Below are 18367 nucleotides of genomic sequence, written 5' to 3' on the forward strand. Positions count from 1 at the left end.
GCGGGCGGCTCCTGGGCCGTTGGGGCCCCGGCGCGTTGCCTCGGGCCGGACAGCCTCACGGGGCTGTCCCGGTGCGCGCTACGGCCGGTCCGGCTGTTCTCCGGGGGTCGCCAGGTCCTCCACCGCCCCGGCGCCGACGACCGCCCCGGTCGACCTCTTGCCCCGGCGGAGCCTGCGTTCGAGCCAGGAGGCGAAGCTGGTGAGGGCGAAGTTGAGGATGATGAAGAGGACGGCGACGACGGTGAAGCAGGCGATCGTGTTGGCTCCGTAGTTGGCGCTCATCGGGCGGACGGAGGCGAGGAGTTCGGAGAAGCCGAGCATGGCGCCGCCGAGTGCGGTGTCCTTGACGATGACGACGAGCTGGCTGACCAGGGCGGGCAGCATGGCGGTGACGGACTGCGGCAGGAGGACGTACGTCATCGTCTGGCCCTTGCGCATGCCGATGGCCTTGGCCGCGTCCGTCTGGCCCGCGGGGAGGGCGAGGATGCCGGCGCGGACGACCTCGGCGAGCACCGAGGCGTTGTAGAGGACGAGGCCGGTGACGACGGCGTACAGGGGCCGGACGTCCGGGCTGATGTCGGTGAACTGGGAGTAGGCCGCGTTCGCGAAGAGCATCAGGATCAGGACGGGGATGGCCCGGAAGAACTCCACGACGGTGCCGGCCGCGCCGCGGACGGCGCGGTGGTCGGAGAGCCGGAGGATCCCGAGGAGCGCGCCGAGGGGCAGGGCGATCACCATCGAGAGCGCGGCGGCGATCACGGTGTTCTTCAGGGCCGGCAGGAGGTACGTCTCCCAGACGCGGGGGTCGGTGAAGAAGGGCGCCCACTTGTCCCAGGCGAGCTGGTTCTTGTCCGCCAGACCCGCCACGACCCACCACACGACGGCCGCGAGGGCGATCAGGAAGAGCAGGGCCCAGAGGAGGTTGCGCCGCCGGGCGCGCGGCCCGGGGACGTCGTAGAGGACGGTGGGTGAGTCCTTCACCGCTTCACCGCGACCTTCTTCGCCACCCAGCCGAGGAAGAGGCCGGTGGGCAGCGTGAGGCAGAGGAAGCCGACGGCGAAGATCGCGGAGATGAGGAGGAGCTGGGCCTCGTTCTCGATCATCTCCCGCATCAGCAGGGCCGCCTCGGCGACGCCGATGGCGGCGGCCACGGTGGTGTTCTTGGTGAGGGCGATGAGGACGTTGGCGAGCGGGCCGACGACGGAGCGGAAGGCCTGCGGGAGCACGATCAGGCGGAGGATCTGGGGGAAGTTCAGGCCGATGGCGCGGGCGGCCTCGACCTGGCCCAGGGGGACGGTGTTGATGCCGGAGCGGAGGGCCTCGCAGACGAAGGCACTGGTGTAGGCGGTCAGGCCGAGGAGGGCGAGCCGGAAGTTGATGGTGGTGAACCGGTCGGCGCCGAGGGTCACCCCGAGGGTCTGGAAGAGGCCCAGCGAGGTGAAGACGATGATGACGGTGAGCGGGATGTTGCGGACGATGTTCACGTAGACGGTGCCGAAGCCCCGCATGAGGGGGACGGGGCTGACCCGCATCGCGGCCAGCAGCGTCCCCCAGACGAGGGAGCCGATCGCGGAGTAGACGGTGAGCTGCACCGTCACCCAGAAGGCTCCGAGCAGGTCGTACCCCTGGAGGAAGTCGAACACGGCGGCCGGCTCACTGGACGACGACGCCGATCTTGGGGGCCGGCTCGTTGCGGTAGCCGGCCGGGCCGAAGTTCTTCGTGACCGCCGCCTGCCAGGAGCCGTCGGCGACCATCTTCTCCAGGGCCTTGTTGATCTCGGCCTTGAGGTCGCTGCCCTTCTGGACGCCGATGCCGTAGTTCTCGTTGCTCATCTTGAAGCCGCCGAGCTTGAACTTGCCCTTGAACTCGGGCTGCGCGGCGTACCCGGCGAGGATCGAGTCGTCGGTGGTGACGGCGTCGATGACCCCGTTCTCCAGACCGGTCAGGCACTCGGAGTAGCCGCCGTACTCCTGGAGCTGGGCGTCGGGGGCGATCTTGTCCTTGACGTTCTGCGCGGAGGTGGATCCGGTGACCGAGCAGAGCTTCTTGTTGTTCAGGTCCGAGGGCTTCTTGATGGAGTCGTCGTCGGCCCGGATCAGGACGTCCTGGTGGGCGAGGAGGTACGGGCCGGCGAAGTCGACCTTCTCGGCGCGCTTGGGGGTGATCGAGTACGAGGCCGCGATGAAGTCCACGTCCCCGCGCTGGAGCAGCGTCTCCCGGTCCGCGCTCTTCGCCTCCTTCCAGACGATGTCGGAGGGGTCGTGGCCGAGCTGCTTGGCGACGTACTTCGCCACGTCCACGTCGAAGCCGGTGTAGGTGCCGTCGGGGGTCTTCAGGCCGATGCCGGGCTGGTCGAACTTGATGCCGATGGTGATCTTGCCGTTGTCGTCGCGGTGGAGCGCACCGGCCGCGCCGTTCGCGAAGCCGGTGGAGGTGAAGGAGAGGACGACGGCCGCCGCGACGGCGACGGCGGCCCTGTGGGTGCTGAACGGGTTCATGCGGATCACCCCTGGGGACTGCGGTTCGGGCGACCGGGGGGCGGCCGCGGCTCTGTGGTGCGGTCTCGGGTCGGTGCTGCGGTCTCGGCTCGGCGAAGGGGGCTCGGGTCGGGTGGTGCGGTCTCGGGCTCTGCGAAGGGATCTCGGGTCTGTCGTGCTGTCTCCGGTCGGTGCTGCGGTCTCGGGGGTCCGTGCTGCGGTCTCGGGCGGGTCAGTGATGGAGGATCTTGGAGAGGAAGTCCTTGGCGCGCTCGGTGCGCGGGTTGCCGAAGAACTCGTCCGGGGTCGTCTCCTCGACGATCGTCCCGTCGGCCATGAAGACGACGCGGTTCGCGGCGGAGCGCGCGAAGCCCATCTCGTGGGTGACGACCACCATCGTCATGCCGTCCCGGGCCAGTTGCCGCATCACTTCGAGGACCTCGTTGATCATCTCGGGGTCGAGCGCGGAGGTCGGCTCGTCGAAGAGCATCACCTTCGGATCCATGGCGAGGGCGCGGGCGATCGCCACCCGCTGCTGCTGGCCCCCGGAGAGCTGGGCCGGGTACTTGTCGGCCTGGGAGGCGACCCCGACCCGGTCGAGGAGGGACCGGGCCCGCTCCTCGACCTGCTTGCGCTCCTTCTTGCGGACCTTGATCTGCCCGAGGGTCACGTTGCCGAGCACGGTCTTGTGCGCGAAGAGGTTGAAGGACTGGAAGACCATGCCCACGTCGGCCCGCAGGGCGGCCAGTTCGCGGCCCTCGGCCGGCAGCGGCCGTCCGTCGACGAGGATGTCGCCCGCGTCGACGGTCTCCAGGCGGTTGATCGCCCGGCACAGCGTCGACTTGCCCGAGCCCGAGGGCCCGATGACGACGACCACCTCGCCCCGGTGGACGGTGAGGTCGATGGACCGCAGGACATGGAGAGGGCCGAAGTGCTTGTCGACCCCGCGCAGGACGACGAGCGCGTCGCCCCCGTCCGGGACGGGCATGGCACCCTCCTGGGTCGCGCCCCCGCTGGCCGCTCCCTCCTCAGGTTCATGCTCCGCCCTCGGCCCGGCGCGCGCATTCCGGACGGAGGGTGTTCGGAGGGTGAGCGGGGCGCACGGAGGGTGCGCGGCGGGCGGGCCCCGCACCGGCCGGCACCCGGTCGGTCGCACCGGACCCTGCGCGCGGGGGCGGGCGGGCCCACACTGGGGGTGGGGGGAGCCGAGTGTGCGAGGAGGGTCCGCCATGAGCAGAGCCGCGCCCAAGGTCAGCACGTTGCCGACGGAGCACCGAGAGCGTCTGATGGCCTTCGCCGAGAACGTGTACTTCGAGTCCGGCCACCGCCTCTTCGAGGAGCAGCAGCACGCCGACCGGTTCTGGATCGTCAGGACGGGCGCGGTCACCCTCGACGCGAAGGTGCCCGGCCGGGGGTCGCCCGTCATCGAGACCCTGCACCACGGCGAGCTGGTCGGGCTGTCCTGGCTGTTCCCGCCGTATCTGTGCCAGTCGGGGGCCGAGGCGATGACGCCGGTGCGGGCGTACGAGTTCGACGCGCAGGCCGTCCGGTCGATGTGCCACTCGGACACCGAGTTCGGCGGCGCGGTCGTGTTCTGGGTGGGGTCGATCCTCGCCCACCGCCTCCATGTGACCCGGGTCCGCCTGCTCGACCTGTACGCACCGCACGGAAGCGGCATCATGGCCTGACCCCGCCGCGGTACGCGCCCCGGGCGGCGGTACGGTGGTGCCCGCGCACCGCGCACCCGGCACGACCCCGTACGCACACTCCGGCGAGGAGCGGCGAGGCCCGCATGAGCGATCCGAGGACGGCACGCGAGGCGATCGCCCTCGTCACCGACGACTTCACCGAACTCCCCTTCGACGAGGGCCCCTTGACGGGCGACGGGCCGCTCGGGTGGCCCGGCTACTCGGCGGCCCACGCCCGGGCCGCCGGGCGCACCGGCGAGACCGAGTCGGTGGTCTGCGGCACGGCCGTGGTGGGCGGGGTGACGGCGGTACTGATCTCCTTCGAGTTCCGGTTCCTCGGCGGGTCCCTCGGAGAGCGGACCGGGGCGCGGGCCGCCGCCGCGCACGCCCTGGCCCGGGAGCGGCGGCTGCCCGTGGTCGTGCTGCCGGCCACCGGTGGCAGCCGGATGCACGAGGGCATGCGCGCCCTGCTCCAACTCCAGCTCCTGGCACGCGAGTCGGAGCTCACCCGGGCCGCCGGGCTGCCGCAGATCGCGGTCCTTCGGGATCCGACCACGGGCGGCGGCTGGGCCACGCTCGGCGCGGGCTCCGACGTCGTCCTCGCGCTGCCCGGCGCCCAGGTCGGCTTCGCCGGCTCGCGGGTGCGGCCGCCGGGCGCCGACCCGGCGGCGTACACGGCCGAGGCGCAGCTCGCGCACGGCCACATCGACGGGATCGTGGCGCCCGCCGCGCTGCGCGAGACCCTCGGGCGGTGGCTCTCGCTGCTGGTCCGCCCCGCGGAGGGTCCGGTCCCGCCTCCGTACGCGATCGGCGGTCCGGGGGTGTCGCGGGCCCTCAGCGGGCGGGAGGCGGTGGCGCGCGCCCGGCACCCGGACCGGCCGCGGGCCGGGGCGTACCTCGACGCCCACTTCGTGCTGCGCGAGGAGATCTCGGGCGACCGGTGCGGGGGCGTCGACCCGGGCATGCGGTGCGGATTCGGGCGGCTCCCGGACGGGAGCACCGTCGCCTACGCGGCGCAGGGCGGCACGGCGACCCGCCCGGCCGGCTTCCGCACGGCGGCCCGGCTGGTGCGGCTCGCGGGCCGGCTCGGCATTCCGGTGCTGACCCTGGTCGACACCCCGGGTGCCGCGAACGATCCGGAGGCGGAACGCGCGGGCGCCGGGACCGCGATCGCCGAACTGTTCGCCGCGGTCGCCTCCGCCCGCACGCCCCTGACGTCGCTGCTCGTCGGCGAGGGCGGTTCGGGCGGCGCCCTGGCGCTGGCGGCCCCGGGGAACACCTGGGCCACGCCCGACAGTTACTTCTCGGTGATCGCCCCCGAGGCGGCCACCGCGATCCTGAAGCTCCCTCCGGAGGACGCCCCGGCCACGGCGGACCGGCTGCGCCTGCGCCCCCAGGACCTGGTGGCCCTGGGAGTGGTGCGGGGGGTGGTGGACCGGGCGGCGCCGGACGGCGTGTGACCCGGGGGTGGTGAACGGGACGACCACCGAGCCAGGGATGCGGACCCCGTCAGGCCCCCGGCGGCCCCGTTCCGCTGCGTGCGCCCGGGGCCGGGGCGCTGGGTAGGATCCTCGCGAAGATCACCGACACGGACTCCCCGGCGGCGACGCCGCCCGGGTCCGGGCACCGCGCCCTCGGGTTCCCCGGCGCCAAGTCCGGGGCGGAGCCCTCGGTCGCGGCCCCTGGTCCGCCGTGCGGTTCGCCCGCCCGTGAGAGGAACGATGCGATGCTCGGCTACTGCCTGGCGGTCGTCCGCCGACTGGCCCTGCCCGCGCTGGCGGTCGGCGCGGTCTGCGCGGCGGCCATGACCGCCGCGCTCGTGCTGGGCGACGGCGCGCCGTGGAGCGGTGCCGCTCCCGAGGCCCTGACCGCGGGCGCGGGCGTCGCCCTCGCCTTCCTCGCCGTGCTGACCCTCACCACGGCCGCGGGCGCCGCCCGCACGGCCCGCCGCTACGGGACGGCGCTGGGCCCGGGCGCCGTGGCGCTGCCGGTCGTCCGCGAGGTGCGGGTCCCGGCCGTCGCGGGCAGGACCGCCTTCCAGCTGACGGACAGCGTGCGGTACGAGGTCGAGAAGGACCCGGTCCTGCGGGGGCCCGAGGTCACCGCGTTCGGGCACGGCGTCCTGGACCTGACCCTGCGCGGGCCGTCGGACGCGACCGTCTTCGTAAGGGTCCGGGTCACGACCGGACCCGAGGGGACGGCCGCCGTCGTGGAGGCGCGTCCCGAGGCCGCGTACAAGCGGCTGGACGGGGCGGCCTGCTGGGCGCTCGCCCGGGTGGTCGAGCAGCACGCGGCGCGGGCCCTGCGCGCCGAGGCCGGGGCCGGGGACGGCGCCCGCTGATCCGGGGCCCCGCGCCCGCACCGGCGGCGGGGCCGGGTCAGTCGGCCCCGCCCGTCGGCGCGCCGATCTCCAGCCACACCACCTTGCCCACGGCGCCCGGGGCCTTGTCCACGCTGCCCCAGGAGCCGGCCAGGCGGTCCAGGACCATCAGGCCGTGGCCGCCGGGCAGGGCCGGTGACCGGGGGACCCGCGCCCGCGGGTGCTCCGGGCTGGCGTCGTACACCTCGACCCGCAGCCGGCCGCCGCCGTGCCGGAGGACCAGTTCCTCGGGCCCTCCCGCGTGCAGGCAGGCGTTGGTGACGACCTCCGACACGAGCAGCAGGACGTCCTCGACCCGCTCCTCCGCCTCCTCGCCCTCCGCCGGGATCCAGCCCCAGTCGGCCAGCGCCCGTGCCGTGAAGTCCCGGCAGCGCGAGACCACCCCGCGCGACCCGTGCAGCACGAGCCTGCGGACCTGCTCCGGGGGCGGCCCGGCCGCTCCGTCAGCCACGGGCGCCCTCGCCGTCCCCCGGTCCGGGCTCGTCGTCGGCGAGCGCCTCGGCCAAGTCGTCGTACACATGGAAAACCCTCTCCGCCCCGGTGATCTCGAACATCCGGTCCACCGGAGGACGCAGCCCCGCCAGGTCCAGGCGTCCTCCGGTCTCCCGCAGCCGCAGACGCGCCCGCAGGAGTTCGTTCAGGCCGGTCGAGTCGCAGAAGGTGAGACCGGAGCAGTCGACGACGACCCGGCGGGCCCGGGGGTGCTCCCCGAGCGCGACACTCAAGGGGCCGATGGTGTCGTGGTCGAGTTCGCCGCTCAGGGCGAGGACCACCACCGCGTCGGACGTCGCGGCACCGGCCGGGATCCTGACGGCGAAGCGCTCCCCGCCGTTCTCCTCGGCGTCCATGGACACCGTCCACCTCCTCGTACGCTCGGCGACCGTGTCTCGCCTACCCAGTTTCGGACAACTGCCCACACATGACCTCCGCGGGCCCGCTCGGAAGGGGCGGAGAGCCCGTCGGCTAGCGGGGCTGGACCGCGCCGTCGTAGACGTGGTCGGGGGTCACGACCTTCGTGATCGCCCGGGCGAGGAGCGTCGACGGCTCCTGCCCCTGGCTGGTGATGTCCGTGTTGATCATGATGACGAGCGTGGCGTCCCGCTCCGGCAGGTAGACCGTGACCGTCTCGTAGCCCGGGATCGATCCGTTGTGCCCGATCCAGCCGCCGGTCTCGAAGATGCCGAGGCCGTAGCTCAGCCCCGGGACCCCGGTCGGGAGGGTCTTCAGGCGCTGGGCCTGCGTCCCGGGGCTGAGCAGCTCGCCGGTGGCCACGGTCTTCGCCCAGCGGCGCAGGTCGTGCAGGTCGGAGATCATCGCGCCGGCCGCCCAGGCCCAGCTCGGGTTCCAGTCGGTGCTGTCCGCGACCGCGCCGCTGAGCGTCTGGTTCGTGTAGCCCCGGGGGTGGGGCTCGGGGAACTCGGGTCCGCTCGGCAGGAACGTGTGGCGCAGGTGGGCCGGCCGGAGCACCCGGTTGCGGAGGAAGCCGGCGAGGGGCTGCCCGGTCACCTTCTCGACCACCAGGCCGAGCAGGACCAGGTTGGAGTTCGAGTACTCGAACTTCGCGCCGGGCTCGAACGTGTTCTTGTGCTTGAAGCCGTACGCGAGCGACTGCTCCGGGGTGAAGGAGCGCTGCGGGTCGCTCAGCAGGTCGTGCACGAAGTCCGGGTCGGAGGTGTACGGGAAGAGGCCGCTGCGCATCTCGGCGAGGTGGCGCAGGGTGATCCGGCGACCGTTCGGCACGCCGTGGACGTAGCGGGAGATGGGGTCGTCGAGGCCGATCCGGTGGTCGTCGACGAGCTTCAGGAGCGCGGTGACGGTGAAGGTCTTCGTCTCGCTGCCGATGCGGAGGTAGCCGTCGGTGGACATCGGACGGCCGGTGACCTTGTCGGCGACTCCCGTCGCGCGGACGTAGCTGCCCCGCCCCGGCATCCAGAGGCCGACGGTGACGCCGGGGATGCCGGCCTGCCGGCGGACGTCCTCGACGGCCCGGTCGAGCCGGGCGGTGAGCTCGGGTCCGAGTCCGCCCGGCGGGCAGTCGTCCTCACCGTGCCGGTGGGCTCCGACGGCGCTCACGGCGTGGACGGCGGCGGCGGGCGTCGCCGTGATCGGCGCCAGCACGGCCGCCACGAGCAGCGTCGCGGCGAACAGCCGACGGGAGGGGGTACGTCGCATGGGGAGGCGCCTCTTCCGGGTCAGGAGAGCTTCGGGACGGCCACATCACCACCGGGGGCGGACGCGGGGACGTCGCCGCCCGGGGCCCGTCCGGCGAGTCCACCCGTACGGGGCCACGCGGGGAGCCGGGACGGCCCCCGGTCCCGGCCGCCGGACGTCGGATAATGACGGCCGACCCCACACCTGGAGACGAGGGACCGATGACACTGACAGTGGGCCGACGGGTGCGGCTGGCGGACGACCTGCGGCTGGCGGGACGGGTGGTCCCGGCCGGGGAACCGCGCGCGGAGACCGACCCGGAGTCGGATCCGGGAGCGGGCTTCCTGGTCCTGGCGGCCGGTGTCGAGGGCACGGTCGAGCGGGTGGACGAGGACCGGCCGCAGAGCCACGAGGTCCGCGAGTACGAGCGGCTCAAGTCGCTGCTCGACGACTTCGGCCACCAGATGCCCCCGGGCAGCAGGCGGCAGCTGGAGGAGCAGGTCGCCGCGCTGGAACCCGCGTGGACGGCGTACCGGGAGAGGAAGCTGCGGCTGACCGTCCGCGTCCGCTTCGACAACGGCTTCGCGCTCGACGACGCCCCCGGGGACCTCTTCCTGCCGCTCTGACCTCCTCCCTCGCGCTCTGGCCTGCCTCCTCCCGCCCGGGCCGCGCCCCTCCCCTCCCGCCCGGCCCGCGCGCCTCCTCCTCTCCCGCCCCGATCGCTGCTTTGCGGTTTCCGCAAATTTCTTTGCCGTTTCCCCTCCTCCGGTCCGAGTCTGGACGTCGTCCGCACTCGTCGAAGGGGGAACTCACGTGCTCACGACGTCCTCGGTGGTCCCACCGCCCGTCCCACTGAGCGCGCGCCGGCGCTGGACGGTGCTCGCGGTCTGCGCGCTCAGCATGTTCCTGGTCGGTGTCGACGCCACCATCGTCAACGTCGGGCTGCCCGAGATCGGACGGGGCCTCGACGTGGGGACCCGGGGCCTCGAATGGGTCGTCGACGCCTACACCGTGGTCATGGCCAGTCTGCTCATGGTCGCCGGCGCCCTCGCCGACCGGCTCGGCCGCCGCAGGGTCTTCCGGTACGGCCTGGTGGTCTTCGCGCTGGCCTCCCTCGCCTGCGCCTTCGCCCCGTCCCTCGGTGTGCTGGTGGCCGCCAGGGCCGCGCAGGGCGTCGGCGCCTCGATGCTGAGTCCGGTGGCCCTGGCCATCGTGGTGAACGCGATGCCCGACCCCCGGGAGCGGGCGCGCGCGATCGGCGTCTGGGCCTCGGTGTTCGGGCTGAGCATGGCGGCGGGACCGGTCACCGGCGGGGCGCTGATCGCCGCGTTCGGCTGGCGTGCCGTCTTCTGGATCAACGTGCCGGTGGTGGTCCTCGCCCTGGTCCTGGTCGCACTGTTCGTGCCGGAGTCCCGCGGGGAGCGGGCGCGCCGTCTCGACCTGCCGGGTCAGGTGCTCCTCACGGCGGCGCTCCTCCTCACCGTCGGGCTGCTCATCGAGGGCCCCCGCATCGGCTGGACGTCGCCCGCGGCCCTCACCGGATACGTGCTGACCGCGGCGGCGACGGCCGCGTTCGTCCGGGTCGAAATCCGGCGCGAGGAGCCCCTGATGGACCTCGGGCTGTTCCGCAGGCCGCCGTTCGTCATGGCCGTGCTCGGTGCGACGGCGGTCTTCGTCGCCCTCAACGTGACCCTGCTGCTCAGCACCCTCTACCTCCAGCAGGCCCGTGGCTGGTCGCCCCTCGCGAGCGGCGCGGCGACGCTGCCGATGGCGCTCGGGGCCACGCTGTGCGCACCGTGGTCCGGAGTCCTGGTGGGGCGCGTCGGGCCCCGGCGTCCGCTTCTCCTGGCCGGGGCGTTCACCGCCGCGGGCGGTCTGTGCCTGGTGGGTCTGGAACGGGACACGGGGGTGCCGCTGATCCTGCTCGCCTTCCTGCTGGCCGGGATCGGGTTCGGGTTCGCCAACGCCCCGCTGACGAACACCGCGGTCGGCGGTCTGCCGCCGTCCCGGGCCGGGGTGGCCGGGGCGATCACCTCCACGTCGCGCCAGGTCGGCGTGGCGGTCGGCATCGCCGTCGCCGGCGGGCTCGTCTCGGGCGCCGCCCCGGCCTCCCTCGCGGCGGCGACCCGCCCGGGCTGGCTGGTGGTGGCGGCGTGCGGCCTCTTCCTGCTCGTCGTGGCCCGCACGGCGGCGTCCCGGCGCTGAGGCTCCGTCGCCGTCGGGGAGACCGCGGGCCGGGCGGAGCGGCGGGGGACCGTCAGATGCCGGGCCCGTACCCCGGGTCGGGGCCCTGGCGCGGGTGCCACCAGAGCGCGAGGCCGCCCAGCGCGAGGGCCGCGACGGCCACGCAGACGAGCGCCGCCACCCACGGCCGGAACCGCCGGACCGCGGCCGCCCAGGTCAGCGGGGGGACGACGAGACCGGCGAAGAGGATGAGCGGCAGGTCGACCAGGATCACGCCCCAGTCCCGGGCGTGCGCCTCGAAGCCGCCGTCGATGCTGTACGCGGCGCGGCGCAGCGCGAAGGCGCCCGCGACCGCGACGCCGATGACGGCGAGCAGGCAGCCGACGGCGCTCTCCGCCCGGTCCCGCGCTTCCTCCGACGGGTTCTCGCTCATGCCCGGGACGGACGCCGGGAGGCGCCGCCCGGTTCCGTGCCCCGTCGCCCGCGCCGGCTACCGGGGCAGGACGACGGCCGTGAGCACCAGGCCCTCGCGCACGAGCCAGCGCCCGGTGAAACGGTCGTGCCGGACGCCGCCGACGACCGGGCCGGGGACGAGCAGCCGGGCGGTGAACGTGCCGGTGCGGCTCGGCGCGTCGGGGGCCGCCTCGAACGCGACGGTCGCCTCGTCGAATCCGAGCTCCCTCCGGGTCAGCGGGTACCAGGTCTTGAAGACGCTCTCCTTGGCGCTGAAGAGCAGCCGGTCCCAGGGGACGCCCGGGGCGCGGGCCGCCAGCGCGTCCAGGTGTGCGCGCTCCCCCGGCAGCGACACCCCGTCGAGGACCCCCTCGGGCAGGGGCGCGGCGGGTTCCGCGTCGATGCCGAGCGCGTGCACGTCGGTGGTCCTGGCCAGGGCGGCGGCCCGGTAGCCCGCGCAGTGCGTCATGCTGCCGGCCACGCCGTGCGGCCAGCGCGGCTCGCCGCGCGCGCCGGGTGCGAGGGGGCCCTCGGGCAGGCCGAGGCGGCGCAGCGCGAGCCGGGCGCAGAGCCGTACGGTGGCGAACTCGCGCTGACGCGCGGGGACGGCGCGGGCGACGGCGGCGGCCTCCTCGGGGAAGAGGGGCGCGGGCTCCGCGTCGTCGCGGCGCCAGACGGAGGCGACGGTGTCCGGCAGCAGGTCCGCGATCATCCGGTGCTCCGCCCGGCGGCGGGGGTGATCCGTTCGGGCATGTCGGCGACAGTACCGGCCGCGCGGGCCACTCCCCCGGTCGGCCCCGCTCGCCGACCCGGCGGCGGCGGGTGACGATGGCCTACGGGACCCGCCGGGGGCGAGCCAGTACGGGAGGCACCCGTGGCACACCATCGCACCACCACCGACGTCCTGATCGTGGGCGCGGGCCCGGTCGGCCTGAGCGCCGCCGCCGAGCTGCGCCGGCACGGCGTGCACTGCCGTCTCGTCGACCGGCTCCCGGCGCGGCTCCCGTACGCCAAGGCGGTCGGGATCCAGCCGCGCACCCTGGAGCTGTGGGACCGGATGGGCCTGGTCAGATCCGTCCTGGAGGCCGCCGTGCCGCTGCGCGGGCAGCTGGTCTACGTCGACGGGCGGGAGCGGGACCGCATCGAGCTCACGATGCCGCCCGAGGTGCCGTACGGGTTCGCCGCGCTGCCGCAGTACGAGACGGAGCGGCTCCTGGAGGAGTACGTGGCCCGCCGGGGGACGGTGATCGAGCGCGGCACCGAGCTGCTGTCCTTCACCCAGGACCGGGACGGGGTCACGGCGCGGCTGCGCACGGCGTCGGGTGCCGACGAGGAGCTGCGGGTGCCGTACCTGATCGGCTGCGACGGCGCGCACAGCGTGGTGCGGAAGACGCTGGGCCTGTCCTTCGAGGGCGGCGCGTTCCAGGAGGCGTACATGCTCGGGGACGTGGTCGCCGCGTGGGACCTGCCCCACGCGTACGGCATCCGCTCCAGCCGGAGGGCCGCCGACGGTTCGGCCGACGTGCTGGTATGCATCCCGCTGCCGGGCGAGGGCCGCTACCGGATGTCGATGAAGCTCCCGCCGGAGCTCGCCGGTTCTCCGGACGCGGGCGCGGGCGACGGTGTGGCGCACGGTCTCCAGAGCGGCGGGGGCCCCGGCCTCGCCGACCTCCAGGACGTCGTGGACCGGCTCGCACCGCGCCCGGCCCGGCTGTCGGGGCTGCGCTGGTCGTCGGTCTTCCGCATCAGCCACCGCATCGTCGACCGGTACGGCCGGGGCCGGGTCTTCGTGGCGGGCGACGCGGCGCACATCCATCCGCCCACGGGCGCCCAGGGGATGAACACGGGCGTGCAGGACGCCTGCAACCTGGCCTGGAAGCTGGCCCTCGTGGTGCGGGGCGGGGCGGGTCCCGAGCTGCTCGGCACGTACGACGCCGAGCGCCGTCCGGTCGGCGAGGAGGTCGTCGGACGGACCGTGCGGCACGCCGTGCGGGGCATCGAGGCCGACCCCGAGGACCGGCGGACGCTGCTCCTGCGCGAGGCCCAGCTGCTCGTCGGCTACCGGGGCGGTCCGCTCTCCGGAGCCCCGTACGGCCCGGAGGACGCGCCCCAGCCGGGTGACCGCGCCCCGGACTGCGCGGGCCTGACCACTCCGGTCGCGGCCTTCCCGCTGCGGCTCCTCGACGTGCTGCGGGACCGCCCGGGGCACGTGGTGCTGCTGTACGGGTCGGACGGGCGCGCGCTGGCGGACGCCGCCGCGGCGGCCCGGACGGTGGGCGGTCTCGCGTCCGTGGCGGTCCTCGCGGCCGGGGCGGACGGGGGCGGAGGGATTTACGGAGTCCACGGGGCCGACGGGGCCGCCGGCCCCGTGGATCCGTCCCTGCCGGTGTACCGCGACGCCGCCGGGGAGTTCGCGCGGCTGTACCTCCCCGACGGCGCCACCGGTTTCCTCGTCCGTCCCGACGGGCAGCTGGGCGGCCGGTTCCCGCTGGCGGGTACCGCGGACGCGCTGAGCGGCTGCCTCAGGGCCCTGTCGGTGCGGCCGGACACCCCGCTACGGGACCCAGTGGTTCCCTGAGGCGGTGATCATGACCTGGAGCTGGATGCTGGCCGAGAAGTAGCTGCTGGTGTCGACGGGGGTCGCCACCATCTTGTTCCACAGGGCGTCGAGCCAGGCCTGGCTGCCCGGGTCGGTCATCGCCGCGACCGCGAACGGGGCGAAGAAGGCCGCCTCGCTGCCCGAGGAGATCGGGGTGCCGTTGAGCTTGTAGCCGACGGCGATCTTGTTCGGGTCGCCCCCGGTCTTGCTCTTGATCCAGCCGTTGACCTTGCGGGCGGCGGCGAGGGAGGTGGCGTCGCCGCTGGTCACGGCGTCGTCGGCGATGCGCCACGGTGTCCGGCAGGCGTTCCACCAGTAGGCGCCGTCGTGGGCGTCCTCCAGGACCTGCCCCGGGGCCGGCCTGGGGGTGGTGTTCGTGTCGACGACGAAGTCGGGCAGGAGTCCGGTGCCGGAGGCGTACGTGGACTGGAGGCGGCTGATCTGCGTCTGGTGCGCGCCGCGCACGGAGTCCCAGGTGGTGTCGCCGGAGGCCGCGCGGAAGGCCCGGAAGTGGTCGACCATCCAGTCCGAGGTGCGGGAGATGTAGTAGTACTGGTCGCCCGAGCCGCTCCAGTCGCCCAGCTTCAGGAGCTTGGTCGTGGGGTTGACCTCGTCCTTCTTGATGGCGGCGATGTGCTTGAGGGCGAGGTCCCTGTAGTTGTACGTGCCGGTGCTGCCCCACTGCTTGTCGGCGAGGAGCAGGCCGTAGGCCACGTCCATGTCGCCGTCGGTGGCGCCGTCCCCGCCGTTGACGCTCCTGCACGCGGTGTCCTGTTCGGCGGCGAGGAGGTTCGGGTTGACCGAGGAGGGGTGGTCGATCGTCCACTTGACGAGACCGTCGAAGATCTTCTTGGCGTCCGGGTCGGCGCCCGCCATGGTGGCGGTGATGACCATGCCGTAGCCCTGGGCCTCGGCGACGTACGGGTGGTCGGCGTCCGGCGAGATGATCTGGTACCAGCCGTTGCCGCAGTTCTGGCGGACGAAGGCCGCCTTCCACTTGTCGTAGTGGTCGACGACCTTCTGGTCGAGGGCGGACTGCGTGCCGGTGGGCTTCAGGGTCCCGGCGGCGTAGGGCCTGAGGTGGCTGCCGAAGGGGACGGCCGGCCCGGTGCCGCCTCCCCCGCCGGTGCCGCCGCCGGGCGCGCCGTACACCTCGAACTCCCAGAGGGAGTAGCCGTACGGGGTACCCCGGCCGGTCGCGTACAGCCTGACGTACCGTCCGCTGCCGGAGACCGTGAGGTCGTCGGTGGCGCCGTCGCCGGCGGTGGTGGAGTAGACGTCGGTCCAGGCCGACCCGTCGTCGGAGGTCTGGACGCGGTAGGCCTTGCCGTACGCGTCCTCCCAGTTGAGCCTCACCCGGGAGATCGTGTGGCGGGCGCCGAGGTCGATCCGTATCCACTGCGGATCCGCCCCTTCCGCGCTCGCCCAGCGGGTGGAGGCGCTGCCGTCCACCGCGAGGCCCGGACCGAAGGCCGAGGTCTCGACGGACGAGGCGGTCACCTGTCTCCCGCCGGACACCAGGCCGTCGGCGGCCTGCGCCTGGGGCAGCACCGTCAGGGGCACCGCCAGGAGACCCGCGATCCCGAGAAGCGTGACGCTTCGTCGACGCATGTCAACTCCCTTTCCCTCCATGGCCAATCGTTAGGAAATATTCCTAACCATTGGCCGGGAGAGTAGAGAGGCCACCGGCCGGGCGCAAGACCCCGCGCACGGGGGACGTCAGGTGCGCGCCGCCCGCAGCGCCGTGTGGACCGACCAGACGACCGAGACCAGCGGCACCGCCACCACCGCGCCCACGACGCCCGCGGCGATCGAGCCCGCGATGACCGAGACCGCCACCACGAGCGGATGCAGCCGCACCGCCCAGCTCATGACCAGCGGGTGCAGCAGATGTCCCTCGATCTGGCCGATGACCACGATCAGGGCGACGACGATCCCCGCCACCAGCGGGCCCTGCGAGGCGAGGGCCACGACGGCGGCGACGCCGAGGGCGATCGGCGAGCCGATCAGCGGGATGAAGGCGGCGACGAACTCCAGCAGGGCGAGCGGCACCGCGAGCGGGACGCCGAGGGCCCACAGGGCGATGCCGACCAGCACCGCGTTCGTCGCCGCGACCAGGACGATGCCGTGCGTGTAGCCGGTGAAGGTCTTCCAGGCCGCACGCCCGCCGATGCCCACCCGGCCGCGCACCGACCGGGGCAGCTGCTCCTGGAACCACGCCCACTGCCGGTCTCCCGAGTGGATGAAGAAGACCGCCGAGAAGAGGGCGAGGGCCAGCCCGGCGAGGACGGCGACGACCTGGCCGGCCTTGCTCACCGCCGTGTTGAGCAGGTCCGAGCGGTGGCTGGAGAGGTAGTCGCCGACCTTGGACTGGAGCCCGGAGAGCGCGTCCGGGGCGAGGCGGAACGGCGGCCGCCGGAGCCACTGCTCGATCCGCCCGACACCGTCCCGGAACTCGTGCACCAGCGTGGTCCGCTGCCCCGCGACCGCCTCCCCGACCAGCGTGAGCACCCCCAGGACCAGCACGATGCCGGCCAGCAGGGTGACGGCGACCGCCAGGCCTCGGGGCAGCCGGCGGGCGACCAGGTCGGCGACGGGCCGCAGCAGCGCGGTGATCACGAGGCCGAGGAAGAGGGCGACGCCGATCTCGTGGAAGCGCCCGAGCACCGCGAACAGGCTGTAGACGAGGAGGCCGACGGCGAGCAGCCGCCACGCGTAGGCGGCGGCCGTGCGGAGGAAGGGGCTGACCGTCGGGGGCGTGGCTGGCTGCATGGCCATCGACGTACCACCGCGGGCGGGCCGGGCCACGCCCACGGGCCGGGATTCGCCCGACCCGGTCCTGTCGTTCGGCCGTCCGGTGTGCAGAATGGACCCCGCATTCCGGCGTCTTCACTTTCGGGGGAACGTGACGTGTCCAGACTGAACCGGTGGTACCTGGTCCTCGCCGTGGCGGCTCCGCTCGCGCTCGCGGGCTGCGACAGCGCCCCTCCACCGCTGGAGTTCGGCGCGGCGAAGCCCTCGGGCCCGAAGCTGGCGGCACGGCCTCCCGCGAACGCCTCCCTGAGGCTCGATCAGTGGCCGAACGCCTGCGAGGTGCTGAGCGACGACGAGATCCGGGCGGTACTCCCGCAGGCGACCGGCTTCGAGCGGGACCCGGTGAAGGTCACGATCATCGACTTCGACCCGCTGTCCGCGGCCGCGCCCGGCACCACCGGCGACGTCCCCGCGGGCGGCTGCGAGATCAGGTTCGGGCTGCCGTCCGCGTACGAGAGCGCGCACAACAGCAGCGTCCGGGTCACCTTCACGGCGGTCGCCGACGCGGCGCTCGTGGCGCGGCACTACGCCGAGGACCTGGAGGACGCCCGGAAGCGCGCGGGCGAGGGCACGTCCCGGAAGCAGTTCCGCGACCTGGGCACCTCGCTCGGCACCGACGGCTGCTTCCTGCCGGACGTCTCCGACGGGCCCACCTGCCACCAGGGCCCGTACCAGTTCGAGGTGAGCGGCATGTCGACCGCGGACGGCGTCGGGGAGTACCCGGCGTCCGAGCGCAACTGGACCGAGAAGGTCCTCACCGAGGTGGTGCGGACGCTGGGTCCCCGGATGCGATGACGGTGACGGGCCCGGTCGCGGCGACCGCGGCCACGGCGGCCCGGTCGCGGTCGGTCCACTCCAGGAGCCGCAGCCCCGGGCCCCCGCCCGCCTTGAAGCGGGCCTCGCCGCGCACCCAGAGGCGCAGCAGCGCCCCGTCCCGGTCCGGCCCGGCCGCCGCCGCGACCGTCTCGGCTCCGGGCAGGAGCCGTCGCAGCACGGGCAGGGGGCCGGGGCGGCGCGTCGCGGGCTCCACGTCGACGCCGAGCGGACCGGGGCCGACGGCCGCCGCCGCGAGACCGTCGGCGTGGCTCAGACTGACGCCGGTCCCGGGCCGGCCGTCCAGGTAGGGGCGTCCGTGCCCGTGCCGCCGGCAGGAGTCGCAGAACTGGTCCGGCCCCGCGTCCCCGGGCGGGAGCCCGGTGAAGCGGGCGACGCAGAGCCGCAGCAGGAGCCGCGCCGCCAGGACGTCGTCACGGCGGTCCGGCACCCGGATCCGGTCGAGCCGCCGGCGTTCCCAGGGGGCGAGCAGGCCCTCGTGCAGGGCCGGGTGGTCCAGGACCTCGCCGGTGGTCGCCACGACGGCCAGGGCGGCCGTCACCGGCGGGGCGGGGTCACCCGGCGGCACTCAGGAAGCGCTCCTGGACGCGGCCGATCGTGCGGAAGTCGTCGATGGTGACCTCCTGGAGGTCGATGGAGCTGCCGGAGAGCTCCTCCAGGAGGTCGATGAACTCCAGGAAGTCCATGGAGTCGATGAGCCGGGCCTCGATGAGGTCCTCGTCGGCGCCGATCGGCCCGTCGAGACCGGGGTTCTTCTCGTGGAGCCACGCGGCGATGGGATCCATG

At 74.1% G+C, this 18367-nt stretch carries 20 protein-coding genes; 7 read left to right on the forward strand and 13 right to left on the reverse strand.

All coding sequences use genetic code 11. The annotated features are described in order from the left end of the window. Nucleotides 1-78: 78 nt before the first annotated feature. The 4 genes from ACFYXU_RS23280 to ACFYXU_RS23295 all read right to left on the reverse strand — a co-directional run bounded on the left by ACFYXU_RS23280 (nucleotide 79) and on the right by ACFYXU_RS23295 (nucleotide 3466). Nucleotides 79-981, reverse strand: coding sequence for an amino acid ABC transporter permease (locus tag ACFYXU_RS23280; protein WP_389459728.1), 903 nt, complete (start codon nucleotides 979-981; stop codon nucleotides 79-81). Next, nucleotides 978-1643: an amino acid ABC transporter permease gene (locus ACFYXU_RS23285; protein ID WP_376511342.1), complete on the reverse strand. Its 666-nt coding sequence runs from the start codon at nucleotides 1641-1643 to the stop codon at nucleotides 978-980. Before ACFYXU_RS23285 ends, ACFYXU_RS23280 begins: the two co-directional genes overlap by 4 nt. A gap of 10 nt (nucleotides 1644-1653) precedes the next feature. Further along, nucleotides 1654-2499, reverse strand: a complete 846-nt coding sequence (locus ACFYXU_RS23290; RefSeq protein ID WP_389459730.1) for a glutamate ABC transporter substrate-binding protein — start codon at nucleotides 2497-2499, stop codon at nucleotides 1654-1656. 211 nt (nucleotides 2500-2710) lie between these two features. Further along, nucleotides 2711-3466 (reverse strand): amino acid ABC transporter ATP-binding protein, encoded by a 756-nt coding sequence (locus ACFYXU_RS23295; protein WP_389459732.1) that lies wholly within the window; start codon nucleotides 3464-3466, stop codon nucleotides 2711-2713. A 241-nt stretch (nucleotides 3467-3707) separates the two neighbouring features. Here ACFYXU_RS23295 and ACFYXU_RS23300 point away from each other — a divergent pair, with 241 nt between their 5' ends. From ACFYXU_RS23300 to ACFYXU_RS23310, 3 genes are all read left to right on the forward strand, one after another. Continuing rightward, entirely contained in the window at nucleotides 3708-4166 is a 459-nt protein-coding gene (locus tag ACFYXU_RS23300; protein WP_389406142.1) for a Crp/Fnr family transcriptional regulator, read from the forward strand. Nucleotides 4167-4270: 104 nt separating this feature from the next. Continuing rightward, entirely contained in the window at nucleotides 4271-5626 is a 1356-nt protein-coding gene (locus tag ACFYXU_RS23305; protein WP_389459735.1) for a carboxyl transferase domain-containing protein, read from the forward strand. A 266-nt stretch (nucleotides 5627-5892) separates the two neighbouring features. Further along, entirely contained in the window at nucleotides 5893-6507 is a 615-nt protein-coding gene (locus ACFYXU_RS23310; RefSeq protein ID WP_389459738.1) for a hypothetical protein, read from the forward strand. Nucleotides 6508-6544: 37 nt separating this feature from the next. Here the strand turns inward: ACFYXU_RS23310 and ACFYXU_RS23315 are convergent, their stop codons facing one another. The 3 genes from ACFYXU_RS23315 to ACFYXU_RS23325 all read right to left on the reverse strand — a co-directional run bounded on the left by ACFYXU_RS23315 (nucleotide 6545) and on the right by ACFYXU_RS23325 (nucleotide 8718). Next, the gene (locus ACFYXU_RS23315) at nucleotides 6545-6997 is read right to left on the reverse strand and encodes an ATP-binding protein (RefSeq protein WP_376511331.1); all 453 of its coding nucleotides are present in this window, start codon (nucleotides 6995-6997) and stop codon (nucleotides 6545-6547) included. Beyond that, a complete protein-coding gene (locus ACFYXU_RS23320) occupies nucleotides 6990-7394 on the reverse strand; it encodes an STAS domain-containing protein (protein ID WP_389460535.1) in 405 nt (134 codons plus the stop codon). Before ACFYXU_RS23320 ends, ACFYXU_RS23315 begins: the two co-directional genes overlap by 8 nt. Nucleotides 7395-7509: 115 nt before the next feature. Next, nucleotides 7510-8718, reverse strand: coding sequence for a serine hydrolase domain-containing protein (locus ACFYXU_RS23325; RefSeq protein ID WP_376511329.1), 1209 nt, complete (start codon nucleotides 8716-8718; stop codon nucleotides 7510-7512). Nucleotides 8719-8918: 200 nt separating this feature from the next. Between ACFYXU_RS23325 and ACFYXU_RS23330 the strand changes: the two genes are divergently transcribed. Both ACFYXU_RS23330 and ACFYXU_RS23335 read left to right on the forward strand, forming a co-directional pair. After that, nucleotides 8919-9323, forward strand: coding sequence for a hypothetical protein (locus ACFYXU_RS23330; protein WP_376511327.1), 405 nt, complete (start codon nucleotides 8919-8921; stop codon nucleotides 9321-9323). A 187-nt stretch (nucleotides 9324-9510) separates the two neighbouring features. Further along, on the forward strand, nucleotides 9511-10902 hold the full coding sequence (locus tag ACFYXU_RS23335) for an MFS transporter (RefSeq protein ID WP_389406145.1): 1392 nt from the start codon (nucleotides 9511-9513) through the stop codon (nucleotides 10900-10902). Between the two features lie 52 nt (nucleotides 10903-10954). On the opposite strand, the gene ACFYXU_RS23340 is transcribed toward ACFYXU_RS23335, so the two are convergent. Together ACFYXU_RS23340 and ACFYXU_RS23345 are read right to left on the reverse strand one after the other, a co-directional pair. Next, a complete protein-coding gene (locus ACFYXU_RS23340; RefSeq protein ID WP_376511323.1) occupies nucleotides 10955-11314 on the reverse strand; it encodes a hypothetical protein in 360 nt (119 codons plus the stop codon). 57 nt (nucleotides 11315-11371) lie between these two features. After that, nucleotides 11372-12046, reverse strand: coding sequence for a 4'-phosphopantetheinyl transferase (locus ACFYXU_RS23345; protein WP_376511321.1), 675 nt, complete (start codon nucleotides 12044-12046; stop codon nucleotides 11372-11374). Between the two features lie 162 nt (nucleotides 12047-12208). Here ACFYXU_RS23345 and ACFYXU_RS23350 point away from each other — a divergent pair, with 162 nt between their 5' ends. Then, entirely contained in the window at nucleotides 12209-13912 is a 1704-nt protein-coding gene (locus ACFYXU_RS23350; protein ID WP_389459741.1) for an FAD-dependent monooxygenase, read from the forward strand. Here the strand turns inward: ACFYXU_RS23350 and ACFYXU_RS23355 are convergent. Both ACFYXU_RS23355 and ACFYXU_RS23360 read right to left on the reverse strand, forming a co-directional pair. After that, nucleotides 13889-15544 (reverse strand): glycosyl hydrolase family 8, encoded by a 1656-nt coding sequence (locus ACFYXU_RS23355; RefSeq protein ID WP_389459743.1) that lies wholly within the window; start codon nucleotides 15542-15544, stop codon nucleotides 13889-13891. The genes ACFYXU_RS23350 and ACFYXU_RS23355 overlap by 24 nt on opposite strands. Nucleotides 15545-15652: 108 nt before the next feature. Beyond that, a complete protein-coding gene (locus tag ACFYXU_RS23360; protein WP_329851976.1) occupies nucleotides 15653-16705 on the reverse strand; it encodes an AI-2E family transporter in 1053 nt (350 codons plus the stop codon). A 138-nt stretch (nucleotides 16706-16843) separates the two neighbouring features. On the opposite strand from ACFYXU_RS23360, the gene ACFYXU_RS23365 reads away from it, so the two are divergent. Further along, nucleotides 16844-17542 carry a hypothetical protein gene (locus tag ACFYXU_RS23365; protein ID WP_389459745.1) on the forward strand — a complete coding sequence of 233 codons (699 nt, stop codon included), beginning with the start codon at nucleotides 16844-16846 and terminating at the stop codon, nucleotides 17540-17542. Here ACFYXU_RS23365 and ACFYXU_RS23370 read toward each other — a convergent pair. Both ACFYXU_RS23370 and ACFYXU_RS23375 read right to left on the reverse strand, forming a co-directional pair. Continuing rightward, nucleotides 17502-18149 carry a 4'-phosphopantetheinyl transferase family protein gene (locus ACFYXU_RS23370; protein WP_389406149.1) on the reverse strand — a complete coding sequence of 216 codons (648 nt, stop codon included), beginning with the start codon at nucleotides 18147-18149 and terminating at the stop codon, nucleotides 17502-17504. The genes ACFYXU_RS23365 and ACFYXU_RS23370 overlap by 41 nt on opposite strands. Continuing rightward, on the reverse strand, nucleotides 18136-18366 hold the full coding sequence (locus tag ACFYXU_RS23375) for an acyl carrier protein (RefSeq protein WP_329851886.1): 231 nt from the start codon (nucleotides 18364-18366) through the stop codon (nucleotides 18136-18138). The genes ACFYXU_RS23370 and ACFYXU_RS23375 overlap by 14 nt, the downstream gene beginning before the upstream one ends. Between the last annotated feature and the right edge of the window lies 1 nt (nucleotide 18367).

The organism is Streptomyces sp. NPDC002232 (assembly GCF_042890295.1).
Taxonomy (GTDB): Bacteria; Actinomycetota; Actinomycetes; order Streptomycetales; family Streptomycetaceae; genus Streptomyces.

Coding starts and splice junctions, on each gene's coding strand:
- ACFYXU_RS23290 (WP_389459730.1), bottom strand. CDS start 2,499: ATGAACCCGTTCAGCACCCACAGGGCCGCCGTCGCCGTCGCGGCGGCC.
- ACFYXU_RS23305 (WP_389459735.1), top strand. CDS start 4,271: ATGAGCGATCCGAGGACGGCACGCGAGGCGATCGCCCTCGTCACCGAC.
- ACFYXU_RS23310 (WP_389459738.1), top strand. CDS start 5,893: ATGCTCGGCTACTGCCTGGCGGTCGTCCGCCGACTGGCCCTGCCCGCG.
- ACFYXU_RS23295 (WP_389459732.1), bottom strand. CDS start 3,466: ATGCCCGTCCCGGACGGGGGCGACGCGCTCGTCGTCCTGCGCGGGGTC.
- ACFYXU_RS23325 (WP_376511329.1), bottom strand. CDS start 8,718: ATGCGACGTACCCCCTCCCGTCGGCTGTTCGCCGCGACGCTGCTCGTG.
- ACFYXU_RS23360 (WP_329851976.1), bottom strand. CDS start 16,705: ATGCAGCCAGCCACGCCCCCGACGGTCAGCCCCTTCCTCCGCACGGCC.
- ACFYXU_RS23340 (WP_376511323.1), bottom strand. CDS start 11,314: ATGAGCGAGAACCCGTCGGAGGAAGCGCGGGACCGGGCGGAGAGCGCC.
- ACFYXU_RS23330 (WP_376511327.1), top strand. CDS start 8,919: ATGACACTGACAGTGGGCCGACGGGTGCGGCTGGCGGACGACCTGCGG.
- ACFYXU_RS23375 (WP_329851886.1), bottom strand. CDS start 18,366: ATGGATCCCATCGCCGCGTGGCTCCACGAGAAGAACCCCGGTCTCGAC.
- ACFYXU_RS23300 (WP_389406142.1), top strand. CDS start 3,708: ATGAGCAGAGCCGCGCCCAAGGTCAGCACGTTGCCGACGGAGCACCGA.
- ACFYXU_RS23320 (WP_389460535.1), bottom strand. CDS start 7,394: ATGGACGCCGAGGAGAACGGCGGGGAGCGCTTCGCCGTCAGGATCCCG.
- ACFYXU_RS23345 (WP_376511321.1), bottom strand. CDS start 12,046: ATGATCGCGGACCTGCTGCCGGACACCGTCGCCTCCGTCTGGCGCCGC.
- ACFYXU_RS23355 (WP_389459743.1), bottom strand. CDS start 15,544: ATGCGTCGACGAAGCGTCACGCTTCTCGGGATCGCGGGTCTCCTGGCG.